Raw genomic sequence first — 22,280 nt, forward strand, 5'->3', positions numbered from 1 at the left:
AGGAAACGAGACCATGCAACGCCGCAGCCTGCTCGCCGCCACCGCCCTGCTCGCCCTGCCGGCGCGCGCCCGCGCGCAGGAGGAGTGGCCGCCGCGCACCGTGACCATCATCGTGCCCTTCGCCGCCGGCAGCTCCTCCGACATCATCGCCCGCGCCATCGCCCAGTCGCTGCAGCAGAGCAGCGGCAAGCCCTTCGTGGTGGAGAACCGCCCGGGCGCGACCGGCGAGGTGGGGGCGCGGCAGGTGATCCGCTCGGCGCCGGACGGCACCACGCTGCTGCATGCGCCGATCAGCACCTGGGCGATCAACGTCGCGCTGCGGCCCAACCTTGGCTACGACCCGGTGACGCAGCTCGCCCGCATCACCCAGACCGTGCGCACACCGAACGTGCTGGTGGTGAATCCGCAGAAGGTGCCGGCCACCGACCTCAAGGGGCTGATCGCCTGGCTGCAGGGGCAGAAGGGCAAGGCCGCCTATTCCACCAGCGGCGTCGGCTCCTCCGATCACCTGACCATGGAGATGTTCAAGCAGGCGACCGGCACCGACATCACCCATATCCCCTATTCCGGCGGCGCGCCCGCGACGACCAGCCTGATCGCCGGCGACACCCAGCTCTCCTTCCAGAATCTCGGCTCCATCATCGGCCAGATCCAGGATGGGCGGGTGCGGCCGCTGCTGATCACCGCCGAGGCGCGCAGCCCCCTGCTGCCCGCCGTGCCGACCGCGGCGGAGGCCGGGCTGGCCGATTTCGTGGTCTATTCCTGGCAGGGCTTCGGCGGCCCGGCGACGCTGCCGGAGCCGTTGCTGCGGCGCATCCACGGCGCCGTCGCCGGGGCGCTGCGCAGCGAGGCGGTGACCGGGAAGCTGGCGGAGATGGGCTTCGAGGTGGTGGCGAACAGCCCGGAGGAATTCGCCGCCTTCCAGGGGACGGAGATCGCCCGCTGGCGGCATGTGGTGCAGGTCGGCAACATCACGCCGGACTGATACACCCCCCCGCGCCGGGAGGGTCCCAGAGCATGTCCTGCGAACTTCCGTTCACCTGCAATGCTCTAGGTATTTGTTTTTACGGGCATCTTCACCTGTCCGGATGAGGTCATCCGGACAGGATCTGCTCTAGCTGAACACCACCGTCTTGCTGCCGTTCAGGATCACCCGGCTCTCCAGCACCCAGCGCAGCGCCCGCGACAGCACCCGCCGCTCGATGTCGCGGCCGTTGCGCACCAGGTCGTCCGGGCTGTCGCGATGCGTCACCCGCTCCACGTCCTGCTCGATGATCGGCCCCTCGTCGAGATCGGCGGTCACGTAATGCGCCGTCGCGCCGATCAGCTTCACGCCGCGGGCATGCGCCTGGTGGTAGGGCCGCGCGCCCTTGAAGCCGGGCAGGAAGGAATGGTGGATGTTGATGCAGCGGCCGGCGAGCTTGGCCGCCAGCCCGTCCGAGAGCACCTGCATGTAGCGCGCGAGGATGACGAGCTCGCTTTGCGTCTCCTGAACCAGCGCCCAGATCGCCGCCTCCTGCTCCAGCTTGGTCTGCTTCGTCACCGGCAGGTGGTGGAAGGGGATATCGGCGAAATCGAGATGCGCGAAGGTCTCGCGCGGGTGGTTCGAGACGATGGCCGAAGGCACCATCGGCAGCTCGCCGATCCGCCAGCGATAGAGGATATCGGCCAAGCAATGGTCGAATTTCGAGACCAGCAGCATCACCCGCGGCTTGTCCGCCAGGTCGCGCAGGGCCCAGCGCATGGCGAAGCGCTCGGCGATCGGCGCCAGCCCGGCCCGCAGCGCCGCCTCGTCCGGCGCGCCCCGCGGATGGTCGAAGACGATCCGGGCGAAGAAGCGCGTCGTCTCCGCATCGTCGAATTGCTGCGCCTCGGCGATGTTCGCGCCGGCCTCGAAGAGGAAGGTCGAGACGGCGGCGACGATGCCGGGCCGGTTCGGGCAGGAGAGCGTGAGGACGTGCCGCGTCGCGGGCATGCCGGGCGGCTCCCGCTCAGGCTTCGGGCGGCGGGGCGTCGCGGAGATAGGGTTCCACGCTCCCCTGCAGCTTCATCGTCATCGGCCGGCCGCGCCGATCCGTGGTCTTTCCGACCGAGAGCCGCACCCAGCCCTCCGAGACGCAGTATTCCTCGACATTGGTCTTCTCGACGCCCTTGAAACGGACGCCGACGCCCCGTTGCAGCAGCTCCGCGTTGAAATAGGGGCTGGCGGGATCGGTGGAGAGCCGGTCGGGCAGGGTCTCGGTCATGGCAGCTACTCGCATCTCGGGCGCGGAACCGGGCCGCGCGGCCCCCCGGTGAGTAGCCAGCCGCGGCGAATCTGCCAACCATCCCCGGCCGGAAGGGGGCGCCCGCGGCCGGCATTTCGCCCGGCGGGCCGAATCTCGGCCGCTGCCGCCCAACGGTTTCAGGCCTGCCGCGTTGTCCTGGCCGCGCGACCCAGACCCGGCAGCGTCACCTCCGGGGCCGGGTCCAGGCCTCAGGAGAGTTCACGCATGCCCGCAGACCCGAAGACCGAGGCGTTGTCGCCTGCCCAGATCGCCGATGCGAAGATCCTGCGCGGCCAGGGCGGGGAGACGCATCAGGTCGCCGGCGGCAAGGTTCCGGTGCTCACGACCCAGCAGGGCATTCCGGTCGCCGACGACCAGAACTCGCTCCGGATCGGCGCGCGCGGGCCGGGGCTGCTGGAAGACTTTCATTTCCGCGAGAAGATCTTCCATTTCGACCATGAGCGCATCCCGGAGCGGGTGGTGCATGCCCGCGGCTTCGGCGTCCATGGCACCTTCGAGACCACGGAGGCCCTGTCCGACCTCACCTGCGCCGATCTCTTCCAGCGCAAGGGCGAGAAGACGCCTGTCTTCGTCCGCTTCTCGACCGTTGCCGGCAACAAGGGCTCGCCCGACCTCGCGCGCGACGTGCGCGGCTTCGCGGTGAAATTCTACACGAAGGAGGGCAACTGGGACCTGGTGGGGAACAACATCCCGGTCTTCTTCATCCAGGACGCCATCAAATTTCCCGACCTGATCCATGCGGCGAAGCAGGAGCCGGACCGCGGTTTCCCGCAGGCTCAGACGGCGCACGACAATTTCTGGGATTTCGTGTCGCTCTCGCCGGAATCGGTCAACATGCTGCTCTGGATCATGTCGGACCGGACCATCCCGCGCTCCTTCCGCTTCATGGAGGGCTTCGGGGTCCACACCTTCCGGCTGGTCAATGCCGAGGGCAAGTCGAGCTTCGTGAAATTCCACTGGAAGCCGAAGCTGGGCCTGCAATCCGTGGTCTGGAACGAGGCGGTGAAGATCAACGGCGCCGATCCCGACTTCCATCGCCGCGATCTCTGGGACGCCATTCAGGCCGGCGACTTCCCGGAATGGGAGCTCGGCTTGCAGGTCTTCGACGAGGCCTTCGCCGACAAATTCGATTTCGACGTGCTGGACGCGACCAAGATCATCCCGGAGGAGCTGGTGCCGGTGCGCATCGTCGGGCGCATGGTGCTCGACCGCACGGTGGACAATTTCTTCGCCGAGACCGAGCAGGTCGCCTTCTGCACCCAGAACATCGTCCGCGGCATCGACTTCACCAACGACCCGTTGCTGCAGGGCCGCAATTTCTCCTATCTCGACACGCAGCTGAAGCGGCTCGGCAGCCCCAACTTCACCCATATCCCGGTGAACGCGCCGAAATCCCCGGTCACGCATTTCCAGCAGGATGGCCATATGGCCATGCGCAACCCGCGCGGCCGCGCCAATTACGAGCCGAATTCCTGGGGCGCCGAGGATGGCGGACCGCGCGAATCGCGCGAGCGCGGCTTCCAGACCTATCCGGCGGCCGAATCCGGCGAGAAGCGGCGGATCCGCGCCGAGCTCTTCGCCGACCACTACAGCCAGGCCCGGCAATTCTACGTCAGCCAGACGCCGGTCGAGCAGACGCATATCAAGGACGCCTTCGTCTTCGAGCTCAGCAAGGTCGAGACGCCGACGATCCGGGCCCGCGTCGTCGCGCATCTGCTGAACGTGGATGAGGGTCTCGCCGGCAAGGTCGCCGAGGGGCTCGGCCTCGCCCCGCTCCCCAAGCCGGCGACGCCGGCGCGGCCGGTGCTCGGCACCCTGCCGCCCTCCCCCGCCCTCAGCATCCAGCGCAATGGGCCGAAGAGCATGCAGGGGCGCAAGATCGGCGTGCTGGTCAGCGACGGCACGGAGGCCGCGCTGCTCGCGGCCTTGCAGGAGGCGGCGCAGGCCGAGGGCGCGATGCTCGAGCTCATCGCCCCGAAGGTCGGCGGCGTGAAGACCAGCGACGGCAAGACCGTGCCGGCCAAGCAGAAGATCAATGGCGGCCCCTCCGTACTCTACGACGCCGTGGCGGTCCTGCCCTCGGCCGAGGGCGCGGCGCTGCTGGCGAAGGAGGCGACGGCGAAGGATTTCGTCAACGACGCCTATGCCCACGCCAAGTTCATCGGCTATGCCGAGACGGCGCAGCCGCTGTTCCAGAAGGCCGGGCTGACGGAGATGGATGGCGGCTTCGTCGCCCTGCGCAAGCCGGCCGACGCCAAGGCCTTCATCGAGGCCTGCCGCGCCGTGCGCTTCTGGGAACGGGAGGCGCTGGTGCACGCGGTCTGAGCCGCCCCGCCCCTCTGGCCCGACCGGCCCGGGCGCGCCATCCTGCGCCCGGGAGATCGTCGCATGCCGCATCCAGGACCGTCCCTAACCGCCGCCGCCTGGTTTCGCTGCCTCCTCGGCATCGTGCGACGCGAGGCGCTGCGCTTCATCCACCAGCGCAGCCGCTTCTTCTCCGCCCTGGTGCGGCCGCTGGTCTGGCTCGCCATCTTCGCCGCCGGCTTCCGTTTCGTCCTCGGCGTCTCGATCAGCCCGCCCTACGAGACCTATGTGCTCTACGAGGTCTACATCGTGCCCGGCCTCGCCGGCATGGTGCTGCTGTTCCAGGGCATGCAGAGCAGCCTTTCCCTGGTCTACGACCGCGAGGTCGGCAGCATGCGGGTGCTGCTGACCAGCCCGCTGCCGCGCTGGTGGATGCTGTTCTGCAAGCTGCTGGCCTCGGTCCTGGTCGGCGTGGCGCAGGTCTATGTCTTCCTGCTCGTCGCCCGCTTCTGGGAGGTGGAGCCGCCGGCAATCGGCTACCTCACCGTTCTGCCGGCCCTGGTGCTGGCGGGCATGATGCTCGGCGCGCTCGGCCTGCTGCTGTCCTCCTGGATCAAGCAGCTCGAGAATTTCGCGGGGGTGATGAACTTCGTCATCTTCCCCATGTTCTTCGCCTCCTCGGCGCTCTACCCGCTCTGGCGGGTGCAGGAGGCGAGCCTGACGCTCTACTGGATCTGCCAGGCCAACCCCTTCACCCAGGCGGTGGAGCTGATCCGCTTCGCCCTCTACGCGCAGTTCGACCCGGTCTCCTTCGCGGCGGTGACGGCGGCGCTGCTGCTCTTCGGCGGCGCCGCGGTGCTCGGCTACGACCCGCAGCGCGGCATGCTGGCGCGCCGCGCCGCCGCCTGAGCCCCCGGCCCGGCGGCGCGGCCCCGCCATGGAGCCGTGGCCGAGGCGCCGCATCGGTTGCGACGGCTGGGCGCAGCCCGCATAATGCGTCCCCAACCGGGCTCGACATCGGCGGGGAAACGGCTTTGCAAGGCATGCGCCCGGAGTCCAGGACGAGGGCCAGGATGCACGCCTCCGGCATGCTGACCGCCTGGAGCGATGCCGGGTCGGCCGAGGCCGTTGTCGCCGAATTCGCGCGGCAGATCGACCCCAGCCGCTACGGGCAACTGTTGGTCTTCTTCGCCCCGAGCTTCGATGCCGAGGCCCTGGCCCAGGCCCTCGCCGCTACCTTTCCCGGCTTGCCCGTCGCCGGCTGCAGCACCGCCGGGGAGATCACGCCCGACGGCATCGCCAGCGACACCGTCGTCGCCCTGGCCCTGCCGCATGGCGGCTTCCGCGTCGCCACCGATATCATCTCCGAGCTGGGCGGGCTGACCGTCGAGAATGGCGCGGCCGTGGCGCGCCGGCTGCGCGCCGCGCTGGAGCGGCGCTGCGGCGACCGCGCCGCGGCGCCCGGCCACCGCTTCGCCCTCGTCTTCATCGACGGCATGTCCTACCGCGAGGAGATGTGCGTCTCGACCATCGCCATGGCGCTGGACGACATCCCGGTCGTCGGCGGCTCGGCCGGGGATGGCCTGCGCTTCGGCGTGACCAGTCAGCTGCATGGCGGGCGGGTGCATCGCCAGGCCGCGGTCATCGTGCTGGTCGACACCGACCATCCGGTGGAGGTGTTCCACACCGACAATTTCTCGCCGACCGGCCGCAAGCTCGTGGTGACGCGCTGCGATCCGGAACGGCGCATCGTGCACGAGCTGAATGCCGAGCCGGCGGCGGCGGAATACGCCGCCGCGGTCGGCGTCGCCCCGGAGGAGCTGACGCCGGTGCTCTTCGCCTCGCATCCCGTCGTGGTGCGGGTCGGCGGCAGCCATTACTGCCGCTCGATCCAGCGGGTGAATCCGGACGGGTCGCTCTCCTTCTTCTGCGCCATCGACGACGGCGTGGTGCTGACCATCGCCCGCCCGCGCGACCTCGTCGCGGCGGCCGAGGCGGAGCTCGCCCGGCTCGACCGGGCGCTCGGCGGCCTCGACCTGGTGATCGGCTTCGATTGCGTGCTGCGGCGGCTGGATGCGGCACGGCGGCGGGTGCGGCCGCGGATCGAGGATCTCTACCGCCGCCATCAGGTGGTCGGCTTCTTCACCTATGGCGAGCAGTTCGGCGGCATGCACCTGAACCAGACCTTCTCGGGCGTCGCCATCGGCCGGCCCCGGCCCGCGGGATGACCGGGCGCCCCGGCCGGCCGGAGGAGAGCCGCGCGGCGCTGGAGCGGCGGATCGCCAAGCTCGAGCGCATCAACGCCGTGCTGATCGAACGGGTGGAACGCTCGATCGACCGGCAGGGCAACGCCTTCTCCCTCTTCCAGACCGCGATCGGCCTCGAGGCGCAGGTGCGCAGCCGCACCCAGGAGCTGACCGAGGCGCTGCGCAAGCTGGAGCGCAGCAACGCCGCCCTCGCCGCGGCGAAGGAGGAGGCGGAACGGGCCAATCTCAGCAAGACCCGCTTCCTCGCCGCCGCCAGCCACGACCTGCTGCAGCCGCTCAACGCCGCCCGGCTCTTCATGGCGACGCTGGTCGACCTGCAGGGGGAGGCGGAGGCGCGGCGGGTGGCGATGCGGGTCGAGCAGTCCCTGCAGACGATCGAGGACCTGCTGCGGGCCCTGCTCGACATCTCGAAGCTGGATGCCGGGCTGGTGCGGCCGCGCGTGCAGGACTTCCCGCTCGATGCCTGCTTCGCGGCGCTGGAGGCGATCTTCCGGCCGCTGGCGGAGCGCAAGGGCCTGCGGCTGCGGGTGCGGCCGGCCGGGGTGACGGTCCGCAGCGACCCGGTGATGCTGCAGCGGATCCTGCAGAACCTGCTCTCCAACGCCATCCGCTACACCCGGCGCGGCGGCGTGCTGCTCGGCACCCGCCAGCGCGGCGCCGATTGCGTCATCGAGATCGCCGATACCGGCATCGGCATCCCGGAGCGCGAACACGAGCTGATCTTCGAGGAGTTCCACCGCGGCGGCATGACCGAGGGCGAGGAGGTCGCGCTCGGCCTCGGCCTGGCCATCGTCCGTCGGCAGATGCGGGCCCTCGGCCACCGGCTGGAGCTGCGCTCGCAGCTCGGCGTCGGCTCGGTCTTCCGCCTCGCCCTGCCGCGCGGCGCCGGGCAGGCGGCCATGGCGGAGCCGGTGGCCGCCCCGCCGGGCAATGCCGGGCTGGACGGCATCGCCGGGGCGCTCGTCCTCCTCGTCGAGAACGACGACGCGACCCTGGCGGCGATGGCCCGGCTGCTCGACCGCTGGGGCTGCCACGTGCTGCCGGTGCGCGCCCTCGCCTCGCTACGCCGCCTGGCCGGCGGCCTCGAGCGCCATCCCGACCTGCTGGTCACCGACTACCACCTCGACGACGATGTCGACGGGCTCTCGGTCGTCGCCCGGCTGCGCCGCCGCTTCGGCGCCGAGCTGCCGGCCATCGTCGTCAGCGCCGACCATTCGGAGGAGGTGGCGGCGGCCTCGCGCCGCGCCGGCTGCGAGCTGCTGCGCAAGCCGGTGCGGCCGGCCGCCCTCAGGGCGCTGATGGCGCATCTCCTCGCCCGCACCCCGGCCCTGGCCGCGCCGCCGGGTTGAGCCCCCGACGGCCCGGCCAGGGCCGGTATCCGCCCGAGGGGGGGCATCAAGGATGCCCCTGCCCCCCGGCGATCCGCTCCAGCGCCACCAGGTCGAGCTTGGCGGTCTCGATCACCGCCTGGGTGCGGCTGACCACCTTCAGCTTGCGCAGCACCTCGGAGACATGCGCCTTCACCGTGGTCTCGCCGATGCCGAGCTCATGCGCGATCTGCTTGTTCAGCAGCCCCTGGCGGATCATTTGCAGCACGCGGAGCTGCTGCGGCGTCAGCCCGGCGAGCCGCGCCGCGATCCCCTCCTCCGGCGTCGCGCCCGCCGGGGCGGCCGCGGGCATGTAGACCTCGCCGTTCAGCACCGCCTGCAGCGCCTGGGCGAGGACCGGCCGCTCGATGCTCTTCGGCACGAAGCCCGCGGCGCCGAGCCGGATCGCCTCGCGCATCACGCGGGGATCCTCATGGCCGGAGACGATGACGACCGGCACCCGCGGGAAGCGCGAGCGCAGCGCGATCAGCCCCTCGAAGCCCGCGACGCCGGGCATGCCGAGATCGAGCAGCACCAGCTCGAGGTTCCGCAGCCGCTCCAGCACCCGGCCGGCCGCCTCGACCCCGTCCGCCTCCTCCACCTCGGCCCCGTCGAGCACGGCGGTGACCGCGCCGCGCAGCGCCTCGCGGAACAGCGGATGGTCGTCGACGATCAGGATCTGGACCACGGGAGCGATACCATTCTGCAACGGAGCGGCGCGGGGCCGGATCGGACCCGGTGATAATGGCCCTGATCCGGCGCTTTGCCAGCCGGCACCGGCCGGGCCATCAGCCGGCGAGCGCGGCGCGCAGCCCAGCGAGGTCGCCGCGCGGCACCGCCACCAGCCGCCGCAGCCGGGCCGGCCGCGGCGTCAGCAGGGCGATGCGGTCGGCGAGCGCCGCCGCATCCTCGAGCGCATGCGTCACCAGCACCGCGGTCACGCGCCGCTCGGCCAGCACCGCGGCGACCAGGGCGCGGAGCTGCGCCGCCGTCGCCTCGTCGAGCGAGACGAAGGGCTCGTCGAGGACCAGCAGCTCGGGCTCGACTGCGAGCGCCCGGGCGAGCGCGGCGCGGCGGGCCATGCCGAGGGAGAGCTCGCGCGGATAGCGCCCGGCCCAGCCCTCCAGCCCGACCCGGGCCAGCAGCGCCTCCACCGGCGGCGCCGGCAGGCCGGCGGCGCGGGCGACGATGCGGAGGTTGTCGCCGAGGCTGCGCCAGGGCAGCAGCCGCGGCTCCTGGAACACCACGCCGAGCCGGGCCGGGCGGTGCCGCACCTCGCCCTCGAAATCCGGATCGAGCCCCATCAGGATGCGCAGCGCCGTCGTCTTGCCGCAGCCCGAGGGGCCGAAGAGGGCGGTGACGGAGCCGGCGGGGAAGCTGAGCGCCAGGTCGCGCACCGCCTCCACCGGCGGGGCGCCGGCGCGGCGGTACAGCTTGCGCCGGATGCTCAGCTCAAGCGGCGGCACCGCGCCATGCCCGCGCCCGCCGCTCGGCGGGCTGCATCACGAAGCCCTCGATCGCCAGCATCACCGCGGCGAAGGCGAGGGAATAGGCCAGCAGCCCCGGCACGTCGAAGAGCTGGAAGCGCATGTTCATCTCGAAGCCGACGCCGCTCGGCCGGCCGAGCAGCTCCACCACCAGCACGATCTTCCAGAGGATGGCGAGGCCCGAGCGCGCCGCCGCCGCGAGGAAAGGGCCGAGCTGCGGCAGCACCACCTCGCGCAGCCGCATCCAGGGGGTGAGGCGATAGGCCGTCGCCACCTCGTCGAGCGCGGGGTCGAGGGCGCGCGCCCCCTCCCGCACCACCACCACCACGTTCGGCAGCTTGGCCAGCGTCACCGCGCCGATCGCCGCCGCCTCGGTCTGGCCGCACCAGATATAGGCGAGCAGGATGATGACCAGCGCCGGGATGTTCAGCAGCAGCAGCACCCAGGGATCGAGCGCGGCATCGGTGATGCCGTTGCGGCCCATGGCGTAGCCGAGCGCGCTGCCGAGCGCCATGGCGAGGAGGAAGGCGGCGGCGACCCGGGCGAGGGTGGCCGCCAGCGCCGGCAGCAGCGCCCCGGCGGCGAGCTCGGCGCGCAGCGCGGCAAGCACCGCGAGCGGGCCCGGCAGCGCCCGGTCCTGCGCCATGGCCGCGGCGGCCCACCACAGCCCGAGCAGCAGCAGCGCCGAGGCGAGGCGCAGCCCCGGCAGGCCGAGCCGTCTCATGCCGGGAGCTGCCAGAAGGTGCCTGGGGCGAGGCTGGTGGCGCGGCCGATCAGGCGCGGCCCGCCGAGATCGGCCAGCACGGCGTAGAGCCGCGCCGCATCGGCCTCCTCCTCGGTCACCGGGCGGCGGGGGATGCCGGCGCGGAAGCGGTCGCGCAGGCGGCGGAACATCGGCTCGGATTCGGCCCGCATCTGCGGCCGCAGCGCCTCCCACTCGGCGTCGCTCTCGGCGAGGATCCGCTTGGCCGCGGCGCTGGCGCGCAGGAAGCCGTCGATCGCCGGGCGGTTCGCCGCCGCCCAGGACTCGGCGAAGACATGCCCGATCATGGCGACCGGGGCGGTCGCGCCGAGGGACCGCTCCACCGCCTCGATCGGCAGCAGCTCGCGGTGGCCCTCCGCCTCCAGCGCCGCGGCGAAGTTCCAGAAGAGCAGCGCGGCGTCCAGCTCGCCGCGGCGCATCCGCTCGGTCAGCAGCGGCGGGGCGCCGTAGACCGGCTCGGCCTCGGTGGCGAGGTCGACGCCCTGGCGGCGCCCCTCGGCCAGCAGCAGCAGCCAGGCCTTGTCCAGCGGCCCGCCGGAGACGCCGATGCGGCGCCCGCGCAGCTCGCGGAGCGCCTGCGCCGGGGCGCGCGGCGGCACCATCAGCGCCGCGATCGCGGTCGAGAAGGGCGCGAAGACCAGGGGCTGGCCCTCGGCCCGCTGGCGCGAGACGAAGAGCCAGTCGGCGACGATCAGGTCGACCGTTCCGGCCTGCAGCGCCACCCGCGTCGCCTCGTTGCCGGCGAGCTCGAAGGTCTCGATGCGGATGCCCTCCGCCCGGTCGAGCCCATGCCGGGCCATCACCGCGAGCTCCCAGGCGACGGTGCCGAATTTCAGGATGCCGATGCGGATGCGCGGCGCCTCGGCCGCCCGCGCGGCGAAGGGCAGGCCGGCCAGCAGCCGCGCACAGTCCCGTCTTCGCATCTCCGCCCCTCCCCGGTTCCGCGCAAGAACGTCCCGGCCTTGCGGATGGCTTATCCCAGTTTCCGCGGCGCATCCATGCCCGGAGCCGGCGCCGCGGCCGCCCGCGGATGCAGCGCGGCCGCCCCGGCGGCGTTTCCCCCGCGCCGCCGGCCGGGCCGCCGCCGCTTTGCCAGCGCGGCGCGCCGGGCGCAGCATGCGGGGCAGCACGGGAGGAACGGGGCGGCATGGCAGGACGGCCCGACAGGCCGGAGGGATGGCAGGGGATGCGCCGGCGCCTCGGCTGGGCCGCCATCGCCTCGCTCGCCCTGCACGCCGCGGCCGGGGCCGGCATCGCCCTCGCGCTCGCCTGGCATGTCGCGCCGCCGGCGGCGATGCCCGAGGCGGGCGTGACGCTGCTCTGGCAGGACGCGCCGGCCGCCAGCGCGCCCGAGCCGGCGCCGCCCCCGCCCCTCGCCACGGCGCCGCCGGCCCCGGAGCCGGCGGTGCTCGCGCCGGACCCCCTGGCGGGGCTGGAGCCGGAGGACGCCCTCGCCACCATGGTGGGGGAGCTGCTGCCGCCACCGGCGCCGCCCCCCGCCTTGCCGCCGCCCCCGGACATCCCGCCCTCGGACATCCCGCCCTCACCGGCCGAGGCCGCCGCCCCGCCGCCGGCGGTCGAGCCGCCAACCCAGGTCGCGGCCCTGCCGGTGCCGCCGCCGCCGGCCGCCCGCGCGGCCGAGGCCGAGCCGGAGCCGACCTTGCCCCTGCCACCGGCCGCGCCGGCCGAGCCCGCGCCGCGGCGCAGCCCCGCGGCGCGCAGCGCCGAGCCGCGACGGCCCGAGCCGCGCCCGGCCCCGGCCCAGCCTGCGACCGCCGCCCTGCCCGCTCCCGCCGCGCCGCCGGCGGCCGCGCCCGCCGCCATCCCGGTCCTGACCGGCGCGGCGCGCTTCCGCCGCCCGCCCGCCCCGCCGCGCTACCCCGACCGCGCCCGGGAGGCCGGGATCGAGGGCACGGCGCTGCTCCGCCTGCGCATCGCCGCCGACGGCACGACGCGGGAGATCCGGCTGCTGCGCGGCACCGGCGACCGCGAGCTCGATGCCGCCGCCGAGGCCGCGGCCCGCCGCTGGGAGATCGCGCCGGCGCTCGAGAACGGGCGGCCGATCGAGGCCTGGGTCGATGTCCCGGTCCGCTTCCGGCTCGACGACTGAACCGGGCAGGCTTGCCCGCCCGCCGGGCCCGCGGGATGGTGCGGCGCAGGGGAGACGTGCCAGGTCCATGCCGCATCCGGACACAGAGAGCGCCGCTGCATCCGCCCGCCGCGCCACGCCAGCCCTCGAGCTGTCGCAGCTCTCCTTCGCCTATGGCGCCCGCCAGGTGCTGCATGCGGTGGGCTTCCGCGTCATGCCGGGCGAGTTCGCGGTGCTGCTCGGCCCGAACGGCGCCGGCAAGAGCACCCTCTTCGCCCTGGTGACGCGCCTGTTCGATGCCCGCAGGCCCGGCAGCGTGCGCATCTTCGGGGCGGAGATGCGGGAGGCGCCGGGCGCCGCCCTGGCCCGGCTCGGCGTGGTGTTCCAGCAGCCGACCCTCGATCCCGACCTCTCGGTGATCGAGAACCTGCTCTATCACGGCGCCCTGCACGGGCTGCTGCGCGCCGAGGCGCGGCGGCGGGCGATGCACGAGCTTGCCCGGGTCGAGCTCGCCGACCGCGCCGGCAGCACGGTGCGGGCGCTCTCCGGCGGCCAGCGCCGTCGCGCCGAGGTGGCCCGCGCCCTGCTGACCCGCCCCTCGCTGCTGCTGCTCGACGAGGCGACGACGGGGCTCGACCTGCCGAGCCGGATGGCGGTGCGCCGGCACGTGCGCGAGCTCTGCGCCACGGAGGGCCTCGCGGTGCTCTGGGCGACGCATCTGATCGAGGAGGTGCCGGAGGAGGCGCGGGTGATCATGCTCGCCGCCGGCCGGGTGCAGGCCGAGGGCAGCGTGCCGGAGGTGCTGGCCCAGGCGGGCGCGCCGGACCTGCCGGCCGCCTTCGCCCGGCTCACCGCCGCGCCGGCCGCCGGCTGAGCGAGGGGGCGCGCCGGCCGCGCGCGCCCTCGCCGGCTCAGGCCAGCGGCCGTTCAGGTGCCCGGCGCAAACCGCCGGTTCGCCCGGGCCGTCGCGCCCCTGGGCGCGGCGCCCGTCCGGGCCCCCGGCATGACCGAAGCCCTCTATGCCGTCGGCATCAGATGCTCAGGTCGAGCAGGTTGTAGTCCCGCATCCCCGCCTTCGCCGCCGCGTCCCAGCGCCAGGTCTCGCCGGCCTCGGCATGCGGGCGGTAGAGATAGGGCGTCTCCTCGGGGAAGCGCTGGCGGCGGGCATCGATGCCGTAGCCGATCACCCGCGCCCGCTCGCGGATCCGCGCCGCGTCGTAGACCGCGCGCGCATTGTGCACGCCGCCGGCCTCGACGCCGAGGACCGAGCGGCGGCGGTGGAAGCCGAAGTTCAGCGTCACCCGCCAGTTCGGGCTGGTATTGGCGAAGGAGCCGTGCACGGTCTGGCGGTTGGTGATGGCGACGTCGCCCGGCTTGCAGACGATCGGCACCGCATCCGGCAGCCGCTCCGTCCCCGCCGCGGCGATCCGCGCCTTGATGTCGACCTTGCCGAGCTTGTGCGAGCCGGGCACCACCCAGACGCCGTTGGCCGGGGTGCAGCCATAGAGCTGGGCCATGAAGTTGAAGCCATGCGTGCCCTCGTCCCAGTCCGGGCTGTTCCAGTGGGTGACGCCGTCCTGGTGCCAGGCGACCGAGGCGCCGCGCCCCGGCTCCTTGATGAAGAGCGCCTCGTTGAAGGGCACGAAGTCGTCGCCGTTCACCGCCGCCGCCATGGCGAGCAGCCCGGGATGGCCATAGACGCGCAGATGCGCCTCGGAGAATTGCAGCGAGCCGAGGATGAGGTAGACGATCTCGCGCGGCGCGTCGGAGGAGGCCTTGGGCTCGAACATCTTCACCGGATGGCGGCCGTTCGCCGCCGCCGTGCCGCCCATCGGGTCGCCAAGCGGCTTCGCCCAGAACAGCGTCGGCGCCTTGCAGTCGGCGGCGAGCGCCGGGCGGCCCTGCGCATCCACCGCCGCGCCGCGTTCCACCGGCAGGCGGTCGAGGATGGCGTGGATGTCGGCCTCGATATCGGCCAGCTCCGCCGCGCCCAGCACGCCCTCGAAGACGTAGAAGCCGCAGCGCCAATAGGCCTCGAGGATCTCGGGATGGATGCGGCCGTCGGGGCCGAGGCGGAGCGGCCCGCGATTGCCGAGGGCAAAGGCGCGCGCCTCGCCCTGGCGCAGATAGGCCTGCATCGCGGCCTCTTCCGGGCCGTAATCGACGCCGAGCTGGGTCACCGGCTTGTTCATGGCGTTTCCCTCCTGCCGTCGCGCGGGATGGCGCGGGCAGCATAGGTCGGCGGCGCGGCCGGTGACAATCGACCGACCAAGCCGCGCCCGGACGCCTTGCCGGGACCGGGGCGGGGCGGTCTAATCCCGCCCTCGACGGGAGGAGACGGGCATGGCGAGGCGACGCGACCTGCCGGCCGCGCTGATGGCCGCCCTCCTTCCGTCCCTGCCCGCCTGCCGCCCCGCCCGGGCGCAGGCCCACCGCAACGGAACGCCGCGCATGTCCCCCGAGATCACCTCCCAACTCGCCCCGACCGGCGTGCTGCGCGCCGGCATCAATCTCGGCAATTTCCTGCTCGTCACCGGCCGCACGCCGGCGGGCGAGCCGGACGGCGTCTCGCCCGACATGGCGCGCGCGATCGCCGAGCGGCTCGGCGTGCGGGTGCAGCTCGTCCCCTTCGCGCGGCCGAACGAGATCGCCGATGCCGCCGGCACCGGCGCCTGGGACATCGCGCTGATCGGCGCCGAGCCGCAGCGCGCGGCGAAGATCGCCTTCACCGCCGCCTATTGCGAGATCGAGGCGACCTATCTGGTGCCGCCCGGCTCGCCGATCACCGCCATGGACCAGGTGGACCGCAAGGGCCTGCGCATCTGCAGCAGCGCCGGCGCCGCCTACACGCTCTGGCTCGAGCGCAACATCAAGCAGGCCGAGCTGGTGCTGATCCCGGGCGGCGGCGCGGCGGCCTTCCGCCACTTCCTCGACAACAAGCTCGAGGTCTATGCGGGGCTGCGGCCGGGCCTGATCTCCGATGTCGAGGCGCTGCCGGGCGCGCGCATCCTGGACGGGCAGTTCATGGCGGTGCAGCAGGCGATCGGCACGGCGCGGGAGAATGCCGCCGGGGCCGAATTCCTGCGCGGCTTCGTCGAGGAGGCGAAATCCTCCGGCCTGGTCGCGCGGCTGATCGAGGCGCACAAGGTGCGCGGCCTCTCGGTGGCGCCGGCCGCCTAAGACCCGGCGGCGCCGGGGGCCCGTCCACCGGCCCCGGCCGCATCAGCCTGGCCGCATCAGCCTGGCCGCATCAGCGAGGGATGGCCTGGCGCAGCGCCCGGGCGAGGCGATCGGCCCAGGCGTCCCAGCCCGCCGCATCGCCCAGCAGGTCCTGCCGCACCTCCAGCAGCACCGCATCCAGGCCGCGGGCATCGCCATGCACCGGCACCGTGTAGTCCATCGCCGCCTCGATGCGGTAGGGCTCGTTGTCGCCGATGACGAGGCCGGGCTCGGCGGCGAGGGCCCGCACCAGGGCGGTGCCGAACCCGCGCGCCTCGCCATAGAGGATGCCGGCATGCCAGGGCCGGCGCTGGCCGAGATAGACCGGCGTGAAGCTGTGCACGCCGATGACGACGGTCCGCTGCCCCGCGGCGATCCGGGCATCGAGCAGGGCCGCGACGCAGTCGTGGAAGGGCACGAACCAGGCGGCCTGGCGGCGTGCCCGTTCCGCGGCGTCGATGCCCCGGTTGCCCGGGATCACCGTCGCCTCGCTGATCTCCGGGATGCTGGAGGGTGCGGCGAGCGGCCGGTTCAGGTCGATCAGCAGCCGGGAATAGCCGGCGAGGAGGAGCGGCGCGTCGAGCCGCGCGGAGAGCCGGCGGGCGAGCTCGGCGGCGCCGATGTCATAGGCGATGTGGCGCTGCAGCTCGGCGGCCGGCAGGCCGAGGTCGCGGTATTCGGGCGGGATGTGGTTCGAGGCGTGCTCGCAGAGCAGCAGGACGGGCGAGCCGCCCCCGGCATTGCACAGCGTGACAGGGGCCGGCATCCCGCTCATCCGTGCGGCTGCCCGCGATCGTCGGAGAGCGACTGCGCCAGCGAGGCCGGCCCATCGGCGAGGGCCGAGGCATCGTCATGCGGCGAGGCCGGCCAGTCCTGCGCCGGCGGCGGCGGCACCTCGTCGGTGATGACGCGGAAGCCGGCCAGGATGCAGGGCCCGAAGCTGGTGGTGATGGCGACATCGGTGGCGTCGCGCCCGCGCGCCACCAGGATGCGGCCGATCCGCGGCGTGTTGTGCCGGGCGTCGAAGGTGTACCAGCGGCCGCCGAGATAGGCCTCGAACCAGGCGCTGAAATCCATCGGGTAGTCGACCGGCGGCACGCCGATATCGCCGAGATAGCCGGTGCAGTAGCGCGCCGGGATGTTCATGCAGCGGCAGAGCGCGACGGCCAGATGCGCGAAGTCGCGGCAGACGCCGCGCCGCTCGGCATGCGCGCCGGAGGCGGTCCGCGTCGGGTCGGCGAATTCGTAGCCGAAGGCGATGCGGTCGTGCACGTAGTCGCAGATCGCCTGCACCCGCGCCCAGCCCGGCGGCGTGCCGCCGAAGAGCGACCAGGCCGTGTCGGACAGACGGTCGGTGTCGCAGTAGCGGCTGCCGAGGAGGAAGACGAGCGCCTCGTCCGGCAGGTCCTGCACCGCGTGCTGCATCGCCTCCGGCGCCACCGCATCCGGCGTGCCGGGGTCCTGCACCAGGAACTCCGCCGCCATGGTCAGGCGCCCCGGCGGCGCCAGGATGCGGGTGACGATGTTGCCGAAGCCGTCGCGGTAGTCGGTGGCGTCGACCGGCCGGTCGAAGCCGATGCCGTGCGGCCCGATCACGTCCGGCAGCCGCGAGGGATGCACGCTGAGCGTGAGGAGCATGGGCGTCGGCTGCGGGCAGTCATAGGCGATCTCGAAGCCTGCGCGGATCTGCACGGCGCTGTCTCCTTCTCGGTGCCGCCCTCAGGGCGTGAGGACGCGGGAGCGCGCCGGCGGCTCCGGCGCCGCCTTGCTCGCGGTTGCGGGGCTCCCGGGCGCGGGCTCGCAGGTGACGGAGACCTCGACCGTCATGCCGAGGCTGTCCGCCGGGAAGCCGAACCAGGTGCCGTGCAGCGGCAGGGCCTGCGACGGATCGCGCGCGATGGCGACGCGGATGAGGTCGCGGTTGCCGACGATGCCGTTGGTCGGGTCGAACTCCACCCAGCCGGCGCCGGGCAGGTAGACGCGCACCCAGGCATGGGTGTTGCCGCCCCCGACATGGCCCGGCCCGGCCCGGCCCTCGCTATCATGGCCCGGGCTGTAGAGGTAGCCGGAGACGAAGCGCGCCGCGAGGCCGAGGGAGCGCGCGGCCTCCATCATCAGCACGGCGAAGTCCCGGCAGGTGCCGCTGCCGAGCTTCAGGGTCTTCACCGGGTCCTGGATGCCGCGCTCGTGGCGGGGGATGTAGGTGAGCTCGCGCCGGATGGCATGCGTCATCGCCTCGAGCAGCGGCAGGGTGCCGGTCGGCCCGTCGCGGCGCAGGAAGCGCCGCGCCCAGCGGTCCACCTGCCGCTCGGGATCCGGATAGTGCCGCTCGATGGACCGGGCGAGGTCGGGGATCTCCTCCATGCCGTAGGAGAAGGGATAGGTGCTCGCGTAATCCTCGATCTGGAAATCGAGGGCGTTCAGCGGATGGTGGTCGAGGCGCACCACGCTCTCGAAGCGCAGCTCCCGCGCCCGGCCGGAAAAGCGTGCGATGGCGACACTGTTGCCGAAGACGTCGTGCAGCCAGCGCAGCGTGGTGGGGGCCGGCGTGATGTCGAGATGCGCCTCGAACAACCGCTGGTCGTGCCCCTCCCGCGGCCGCAGCATCATGCGGTGCTCCCCGAAGCCGACCGGCTGCCGGTAGCGGTAGGTGGTGACGTGACGGACCTTGAGGATCGGCATGACGGGCAGACCTAGAGCGCGATCGCCTGAGGTGGACTCACCACAGGCGTGAATCACGCGACCAAACAGCGCGCTAGACCATGGTCCGTGAACCCGCGTGAACGGATCATGGTCTAGCAGCCCGGAAACTTCCATGACGAGGGGAAACATCGCCCGCGGCATGCGCGCGCCGCGCGGCCTCCCCGCATCGCCCCGGGGCGTGACGCCAGGAGAACCGGACAGGAAGCGGAAAGTTCGCGGGCGGTGCAGCAAAAGCCCCGCCGCCGCGGTGCCGGCCTTGTGCGCCGCGGCACAGCGGCCGGGGTGGCGTCGGCCCTAGAGAGGGCATCGGGCGATCTGCCCGTCCTCCCGTTCCCTCAAGTCAACTGCCCACCGGACGCTCCGTCCGGTGGGCTTTCTTGCCTGCGCCGCCCGGCTCAGCGCAGGCTGAAGCGGATCGGCACGCTGAGCTCGACCGGATCGCCCGGCAGGTCGTCGGGCGGCGCCGGCAGCGGCGAGGCGCGCTGGATCATCGCCAGCACGGCCTCGTCGAGGCTGGGGTCGCCGGCGCTGCGCAGCAGCCGGAACGCCGTCACGCTGCCGTCGCGGCGCATGCTGAAGCGCAGCAGGGCGATGCCCTGGATCCGGCGCAGCCGCGCCTCCTGCGGGTAGCTCTTGTGCCGCTCCAGCGCGGCGAAGAGGCGCGAGATGTAGCTCGCCGAGGGCGCCGCGGCGCTGACGCGCGCCGCCGGCGTGGGGGCCGGGGCCTCGACCGGCGGCGCCGAGGCCACGGCCGGGGCGGCGGGCGCCGGGGTCTGGGCGACCGGGCGCGGCGTCGGCGGCCGCCGCGGCGGCACGGGCGGCGGCGGCATCGGCGGCGGCGCCGGCAGGTCCGCCACCACCTGCTCCGGCACCGGCTCGGGCGGCGGTTCCGGCGGCGGCTCGGCGACCGGCTCGGGCGGTGGCTCCATGGGCGGCGGCTCGGCCGGCGGCGGCTCCACCGGCGCGGCGACCGGCTCGGGCAGCGCCTCGGGCTCGGGGCTGGCATCCTCGGCCAGCGGCATCTCGAGCGTGATGACCTGCTCGGGCGGCAGCGGCGGCGGCGGCTTGATGAAGATCAGCGCCGCGCCGGCGGCGAGATGCAGGGCGATGGAGCCGATCCAGGCCAGGTTGCGGCCCGAGCCGCGCGCCTGCTGCGGCGCCGGCCCGTCATCCCGGGCGTCGTCCCGGGCGGCGCCGAGGGCCATTCCGATCGCGGCCATGGCCCTAGCGCGCCGTCTCGGGCCGGGAGACCAGCGCCACGCGCTGGATGCCGGCCTGCTGCACCAGACCCATGACGCGCAGCACCTCGCCATACTCGATGCCGCGGTCGGCGCGCAGATGCACCGCCCGGTCCGGCGTCTCGGCATGCATGGCGGCGAGGCGCTGCGGCAGCGCCGCCTCCTCGACCTCCTCCTTGCCGAGGAAGATCTGGCCCTCGCGCGTCATCCCGAGCTCGAGCGGCGGCTCGGGCGGCGTGAGGCGGGCGGCCGCGGCGCGCGGCACGTCCACCTGGATGCCGGCGGTCAGCATGGGCGCGGTGACCATGAAGATCACCAGCAGCACCAGCATCACGTCGACCAGCGGCGTGACGTTGATGTCGGAGACGGGATGCGCGTCGTCATCCTCGCCGCCGCCGCCTGGCAGGAGCATCGCCATGGCGGCTCAGCCCAGCGCGGCGTTGCGGCCGCCGGCGACCACCGCCGGCCGGCGGGCGAGGCGCAGCGCCAGCGCCGAGGCGGCCGCCATCGCCTCCTGCCGGATGCGGTGCAGCTTGGTCGTGCAGCGGTTGTAGGCGATGGTCGCCGGGATGGCGGCGACGAGGCCGATCGCGGTGGCGAAGAGCGCCTCGGCGATGCCGGGGGCGACGGTGGCGAGGCTGGTGTCCTGCTGCGCCGCGATGCCGGCGAAGCTGTGCATGATGCCCCAGACCGTGCCGAAGAGGCCGACGAAGGGGCTGACCGAGCCGATGGTCGCCAGCAGCGGCAGGCCCGGCTCGGCGCGGCGCAGCGTGGCGCCGATCGCGGCCCGCATGGCGTGCTCCAGCCGGGCGCGGAACTCGCCGGCGGTCTCGGCCGGGTCGCGGCCCTCGCGCCATTCCGCCTGGCCGGCGCGCAGCGTGGCGGCGACGAGGCCGTCGCCCTCCGCCTTGGCCTCGGTCCCGCCCGCGGCGAGGCGGCGCGCCTCCCCGGCGAGGCGGCGGAAGGTCACCGCCTTCTCCAGGATGATGGCCCAGCAGGCGACCGAGGCGAGCAGCAGCAGCGCGATCACCCCCTGCACGATCGGGTCGGCGTGCAGGATGAGGGTGAGCGGCGAGAGGTCGGGCGGCGCGACGGGGGTGGGGGCGGCGGGGTTCATGCGGTCTTTCCGGAAAGGGCGACGGCCTGTTCGGCGCGGCGCCGGGTGCGTCGCCGGTTGCGGCGGCGGAGCAGCCAGGCGGCGAGGCCGGTGACGAAGAGCACCAGCATGGCGAGGCCGGAGAGGAAGACGAGGAGGCGGCCGGGCATGCCGAGCACGGCGCCGCCATGCAGCCAGCGCTGCAGGGCGAGCGTCTCCTCGGCCAGGCTGCGGGTGCGCGGGCCCCGCTCCTCGAGCACCGAGCCGCTCCAGGGATCGATGGTGAGGAAGGTGCGGGCCCGCACCTCCGGGTCGGTGCTCTCGGGGCGCAGCGTCAGGGTCCAGACCTGGCGCTGCCGGGTCGGCGGCGTGATGCCGGTGACGACCTGGCCGGGCAGATGGGCGAGCGCGGCGGCGACCGCGGCATCGGCATCGACGCGCATCGGCTCGCGCCGCGGCGGCTGCGCCGGCTGCGTCGCCTGGCCGAAGGGCCCGCCGCCGGCCGGGGCGCTGATGCCGAGCAGCGGGCGGAACCAGCCGGGGAAGATGATGGCGACGCCCGAGACCGAGACCACCAGCAGCACGATCGCCATCCAGATGCCGATGACGCGGTGCAGGTCGAGGTTGAGGACCACCGAGGGCCGCTTGCGGATCTGCACCAGCGCCCGGCCGAAGGCGCCGTCGCGCGGCCACCAGACCCAGATGCCGGTGACGCAGAAGAGGATGGTGAGCACGCCGAGCCAGCCGACGATCTCGCGGCCCGACCATTCGCGCAGCAGCAGGTTCTCGTGCAGCTGCCGGGTGATGCTGATGAAGCCGTTGCGGGTGTCGCGCTCGCCGAGCACGGCGCCGGTCGCCGGATCGATGTAGAGCGTCAGCGACGGGGCGCCGGCACCCGCGGCGGCGGGCCGGGCGCCGGCATTGGCCGCGCTGGCGGGACCACCGCCGGGGGCGCTGCCGGCACCAGGCGCGCCGCCACCCGGGCCACCGCCCGCGCCGCCGCCGGGGCCATTGCCTGCCGGACCATTGCCCCCGGGAGCATTGCCCCCAGGGACGCCACCCCCAGGGACGTTGCCCCCCGGGGCCCCTCCCCCTGGATTGCCGCCGCCCTGGCCACCGCCGCCTTGTCCACCGCCGCCGGGGCCACCGCCCCCCGGGCCGCGGGCCGGGGAGACCACCCAGACCGGCCAGACCTCGTCCGGCGGCCGGATGGTGCCGACCTGCCGGCCGCGCGCCTCGACGATGCGCTGCACGGCGCTCGCCGTGATGGCGGGATCGGCCGGGCCGCTGGCGCGGAACAGCGCCGGGTTCAGCGCCGCCTCGATCTCGCGCTGGAAGGAGAGGATGCTGCCGGTCACCCCGATGAGCAGCAGGACGAGGCCAAGCAGCAGCCCGGCCCAGCGATGCCCGAGGAGGAGCCAGTGGCGGATGGCGGCGCTCATGCGCCGGCCCCGCCACG

The 22,280-nt window shown here is 73.6% G+C and carries 22 protein-coding genes; 8 read left to right on the forward strand and 14 right to left on the reverse strand.

The annotated features are described in order from the left end of the window. Positions 1 to 13 precede the first annotated feature (13 nt). Positions 14 to 985, forward strand: a complete 972-nt coding sequence (locus DOO78_RS19170) for a Bug family tripartite tricarboxylate transporter substrate binding protein (protein ID WP_111471482.1) — start codon at positions 14 to 16, stop codon at positions 983 to 985. 129 nt (positions 986 to 1,114) lie between these two features. Here DOO78_RS19170 and purU read toward each other — a convergent pair whose 3' ends face one another. Both purU and DOO78_RS19180 read right to left on the reverse strand, forming a co-directional pair. Next, positions 1,115 to 1,975 (reverse strand): formyltetrahydrofolate deformylase, encoded by an 861-nt coding sequence (gene purU / locus DOO78_RS19175; RefSeq protein ID WP_111471483.1) that lies wholly within the window; start codon positions 1,973 to 1,975, stop codon positions 1,115 to 1,117. A gap of 16 nt (positions 1,976 to 1,991) precedes the next feature. Beyond that, positions 1,992 to 2,246 carry a DUF3297 family protein gene (locus tag DOO78_RS19180; RefSeq protein WP_111471484.1) on the reverse strand — a complete coding sequence of 85 codons (255 nt, stop codon included), beginning with the start codon at positions 2,244 to 2,246 and terminating at the stop codon, positions 1,992 to 1,994. Between the two features lie 246 nt (positions 2,247 to 2,492). On the opposite strand from DOO78_RS19180, the gene DOO78_RS19185 reads away from it, so the two are divergent. The 4 genes from DOO78_RS19185 to DOO78_RS19200 all read left to right on the forward strand — a co-directional run bounded on the left by DOO78_RS19185 (position 2,493) and on the right by DOO78_RS19200 (position 8,208). Next, the gene (locus tag DOO78_RS19185) at positions 2,493 to 4,613 is read left to right on the forward strand and encodes a catalase (RefSeq protein WP_111471485.1); all 2,121 of its coding nucleotides are present in this window, start codon (positions 2,493 to 2,495) and stop codon (positions 4,611 to 4,613) included. 63 nt (positions 4,614 to 4,676) lie between these two features. Continuing rightward, positions 4,677 to 5,501 carry an ABC transporter permease gene (locus DOO78_RS19190; RefSeq protein ID WP_111471486.1) on the forward strand — a complete coding sequence of 275 codons (825 nt, stop codon included), beginning with the start codon at positions 4,677 to 4,679 and terminating at the stop codon, positions 5,499 to 5,501. Between the two features lie 179 nt (positions 5,502 to 5,680). Further along, the gene (locus tag DOO78_RS19195; RefSeq protein WP_207802973.1) at positions 5,681 to 6,820 is read left to right on the forward strand and encodes an FIST N-terminal domain-containing protein; all 1,140 of its coding nucleotides are present in this window, start codon (positions 5,681 to 5,683) and stop codon (positions 6,818 to 6,820) included. Continuing rightward, on the forward strand, positions 6,817 to 8,208 hold the full coding sequence (locus DOO78_RS19200; protein WP_111471488.1) for an ATP-binding response regulator: 1,392 nt from the start codon (positions 6,817 to 6,819) through the stop codon (positions 8,206 to 8,208). Before DOO78_RS19195 ends, DOO78_RS19200 begins: the two co-directional genes overlap by 4 nt. 46 nt (positions 8,209 to 8,254) lie before the next feature. On the opposite strand, the gene DOO78_RS19205 is transcribed toward DOO78_RS19200, so the two are convergent. The 4 genes from DOO78_RS19205 to DOO78_RS19220 all read right to left on the reverse strand — a co-directional run bounded on the left by DOO78_RS19205 (position 8,255) and on the right by DOO78_RS19220 (position 11,399). Beyond that, positions 8,255 to 8,914 (reverse strand): response regulator, encoded by a 660-nt coding sequence (locus DOO78_RS19205; protein ID WP_207802974.1) that lies wholly within the window; start codon positions 8,912 to 8,914, stop codon positions 8,255 to 8,257. A gap of 100 nt (positions 8,915 to 9,014) precedes the next feature. Continuing rightward, positions 9,015 to 9,692 carry an ATP-binding cassette domain-containing protein gene (locus tag DOO78_RS19210; protein ID WP_243634614.1) on the reverse strand — a complete coding sequence of 226 codons (678 nt, stop codon included), beginning with the start codon at positions 9,690 to 9,692 and terminating at the stop codon, positions 9,015 to 9,017. Beyond that, positions 9,679 to 10,437 (reverse strand): ABC transporter permease, encoded by a 759-nt coding sequence (locus DOO78_RS19215; RefSeq protein ID WP_165838980.1) that lies wholly within the window; start codon positions 10,435 to 10,437, stop codon positions 9,679 to 9,681. The genes DOO78_RS19210 and DOO78_RS19215 overlap by 14 nt, the downstream gene beginning before the upstream one ends. Continuing rightward, entirely contained in the window at positions 10,434 to 11,399 is a 966-nt protein-coding gene (locus DOO78_RS19220) for an ABC transporter substrate-binding protein (protein ID WP_165838981.1), read from the reverse strand. Before DOO78_RS19220 ends, DOO78_RS19215 begins: the two co-directional genes overlap by 4 nt. A 263-nt stretch (positions 11,400 to 11,662) precedes the next feature. Between DOO78_RS19220 and DOO78_RS19225 the strand changes: the two genes are divergently transcribed. Further along, on the forward strand, positions 11,663 to 12,586 hold the full coding sequence (locus DOO78_RS19225; RefSeq protein ID WP_111471491.1) for an energy transducer TonB: 924 nt from the start codon (positions 11,663 to 11,665) through the stop codon (positions 12,584 to 12,586). A 67-nt stretch (positions 12,587 to 12,653) separates the two neighbouring features. Then, the gene (locus DOO78_RS19230) at positions 12,654 to 13,439 is read left to right on the forward strand and encodes an ATP-binding cassette domain-containing protein (RefSeq protein ID WP_111471492.1); all 786 of its coding nucleotides are present in this window, start codon (positions 12,654 to 12,656) and stop codon (positions 13,437 to 13,439) included. A 157-nt stretch (positions 13,440 to 13,596) separates the two neighbouring features. Here the strand turns inward: DOO78_RS19230 and DOO78_RS19235 are convergent, their stop codons facing one another. Further along, positions 13,597 to 14,757, reverse strand: a complete 1,161-nt coding sequence (locus DOO78_RS19235; protein WP_111471493.1) for a phytanoyl-CoA dioxygenase family protein — start codon at positions 14,755 to 14,757, stop codon at positions 13,597 to 13,599. Positions 14,758 to 14,908: 151 nt separating this feature from the next. On the opposite strand from DOO78_RS19235, the gene DOO78_RS19240 reads away from it, so the two are divergent. Next, the gene (locus DOO78_RS19240; protein WP_243634615.1) at positions 14,909 to 15,745 is read left to right on the forward strand and encodes a transporter substrate-binding domain-containing protein; all 837 of its coding nucleotides are present in this window, start codon (positions 14,909 to 14,911) and stop codon (positions 15,743 to 15,745) included. Between the two features lie 70 nt (positions 15,746 to 15,815). On the opposite strand, the gene DOO78_RS19245 is transcribed toward DOO78_RS19240, so the two are convergent. The 7 genes from DOO78_RS19245 to DOO78_RS19275 form a co-directional block, all read right to left on the reverse strand. Next, entirely contained in the window at positions 15,816 to 16,550 is a 735-nt protein-coding gene (locus tag DOO78_RS19245; RefSeq protein WP_207802975.1) for an N-formylglutamate amidohydrolase, read from the reverse strand. A gap of 5 nt (positions 16,551 to 16,555) precedes the next feature. Continuing rightward, positions 16,556 to 17,476 (reverse strand): transglutaminase-like domain-containing protein, encoded by a 921-nt coding sequence (locus DOO78_RS19250; protein ID WP_111471495.1) that lies wholly within the window; start codon positions 17,474 to 17,476, stop codon positions 16,556 to 16,558. Between the two features lie 27 nt (positions 17,477 to 17,503). Further along, the gene (locus DOO78_RS19255; protein ID WP_111471496.1) at positions 17,504 to 18,466 is read right to left on the reverse strand and encodes a transglutaminase family protein; all 963 of its coding nucleotides are present in this window, start codon (positions 18,464 to 18,466) and stop codon (positions 17,504 to 17,506) included. A 416-nt stretch (positions 18,467 to 18,882) separates the two neighbouring features. Next, entirely contained in the window at positions 18,883 to 19,707 is an 825-nt protein-coding gene (locus tag DOO78_RS19260) for an energy transducer TonB (RefSeq protein WP_111471497.1), read from the reverse strand. Positions 19,708 to 19,711: 4 nt separating this feature from the next. Beyond that, positions 19,712 to 20,143 (reverse strand): biopolymer transporter ExbD, encoded by a 432-nt coding sequence (locus DOO78_RS19265; RefSeq protein ID WP_111471498.1) that lies wholly within the window; start codon positions 20,141 to 20,143, stop codon positions 19,712 to 19,714. A 6-nt stretch (positions 20,144 to 20,149) separates the two neighbouring features. Beyond that, entirely contained in the window at positions 20,150 to 20,842 is a 693-nt protein-coding gene (locus DOO78_RS19270; protein WP_111471499.1) for a MotA/TolQ/ExbB proton channel family protein, read from the reverse strand. Next, positions 20,839 to 22,263 carry a PepSY-associated TM helix domain-containing protein gene (locus DOO78_RS19275; RefSeq protein WP_111471500.1) on the reverse strand — a complete coding sequence of 475 codons (1,425 nt, stop codon included), beginning with the start codon at positions 22,261 to 22,263 and terminating at the stop codon, positions 20,839 to 20,841. The genes DOO78_RS19270 and DOO78_RS19275 overlap by 4 nt, the downstream gene beginning before the upstream one ends. Positions 22,264 to 22,280: the final 17 nt, after the last annotated feature.

This window comes from Roseicella frigidaeris, from assembly GCF_003258945.1.
In the GTDB taxonomy this organism is placed as follows: Bacteria; Pseudomonadota; Alphaproteobacteria; order Acetobacterales; family Acetobacteraceae; genus Paracraurococcus; species Paracraurococcus frigidaeris.

What these genes read in the sequence shown, in the direction of transcription:
- purU (WP_111471483.1), bottom strand. Translation starts at nt 1,975, where the DNA reads ATGCCCGCGACGCGGCACGTCCTCACGCTCTCCTGCCCGAACCGGCCC.
- DOO78_RS19245 (WP_207802975.1), bottom strand. Translation starts at nt 16,550, where the DNA reads ATGCCGGCCCCTGTCACGCTGTGCAATGCCGGGGGCGGCTCGCCCGTC.
- DOO78_RS19190 (WP_111471486.1), top strand. Translation starts at nt 4,677, where the DNA reads ATGCCGCATCCAGGACCGTCCCTAACCGCCGCCGCCTGGTTTCGCTGC.
- DOO78_RS19240 (WP_243634615.1), top strand. Translation starts at nt 14,909, where the DNA reads ATGGCGAGGCGACGCGACCTGCCGGCCGCGCTGATGGCCGCCCTCCTT.
- DOO78_RS19230 (WP_111471492.1), top strand. Translation starts at nt 12,654, where the DNA reads ATGCCGCATCCGGACACAGAGAGCGCCGCTGCATCCGCCCGCCGCGCC.
- DOO78_RS19170 (WP_111471482.1), top strand. Translation starts at nt 14, where the DNA reads ATGCAACGCCGCAGCCTGCTCGCCGCCACCGCCCTGCTCGCCCTGCCG.
- DOO78_RS19265 (WP_111471498.1), bottom strand. Translation starts at nt 20,143, where the DNA reads ATGGCGATGCTCCTGCCAGGCGGCGGCGGCGAGGATGACGACGCGCAT.
- DOO78_RS19195 (WP_207802973.1), top strand. Translation starts at nt 5,681, where the DNA reads ATGCTGACCGCCTGGAGCGATGCCGGGTCGGCCGAGGCCGTTGTCGCC.
- DOO78_RS19185 (WP_111471485.1), top strand. Translation starts at nt 2,493, where the DNA reads ATGCCCGCAGACCCGAAGACCGAGGCGTTGTCGCCTGCCCAGATCGCC.
- DOO78_RS19275 (WP_111471500.1), bottom strand. Translation starts at nt 22,263, where the DNA reads ATGAGCGCCGCCATCCGCCACTGGCTCCTCCTCGGGCATCGCTGGGCC.
- DOO78_RS19260 (WP_111471497.1), bottom strand. Translation starts at nt 19,707, where the DNA reads ATGGCCGCGATCGGAATGGCCCTCGGCGCCGCCCGGGACGACGCCCGG.
- DOO78_RS19180 (WP_111471484.1), bottom strand. Translation starts at nt 2,246, where the DNA reads ATGACCGAGACCCTGCCCGACCGGCTCTCCACCGATCCCGCCAGCCCC.
- DOO78_RS19225 (WP_111471491.1), top strand. Translation starts at nt 11,663, where the DNA reads ATGCGCCGGCGCCTCGGCTGGGCCGCCATCGCCTCGCTCGCCCTGCAC.
- DOO78_RS19235 (WP_111471493.1), bottom strand. Translation starts at nt 14,757, where the DNA reads ATGAACAAGCCGGTGACCCAGCTCGGCGTCGATTACGGCCCGGAAGAG.
- DOO78_RS19220 (WP_165838981.1), bottom strand. Translation starts at nt 11,399, where the DNA reads ATGCGAAGACGGGACTGTGCGCGGCTGCTGGCCGGCCTGCCCTTCGCC.
- DOO78_RS19255 (WP_111471496.1), bottom strand. Translation starts at nt 18,466, where the DNA reads ATGCCGATCCTCAAGGTCCGTCACGTCACCACCTACCGCTACCGGCAG.
- DOO78_RS19200 (WP_111471488.1), top strand. Translation starts at nt 6,817, where the DNA reads ATGACCGGGCGCCCCGGCCGGCCGGAGGAGAGCCGCGCGGCGCTGGAG.
- DOO78_RS19270 (WP_111471499.1), bottom strand. Translation starts at nt 20,842, where the DNA reads ATGAACCCCGCCGCCCCCACCCCCGTCGCGCCGCCCGACCTCTCGCCG.
- DOO78_RS19215 (WP_165838980.1), bottom strand. Translation starts at nt 10,437, where the DNA reads ATGAGACGGCTCGGCCTGCCGGGGCTGCGCCTCGCCTCGGCGCTGCTG.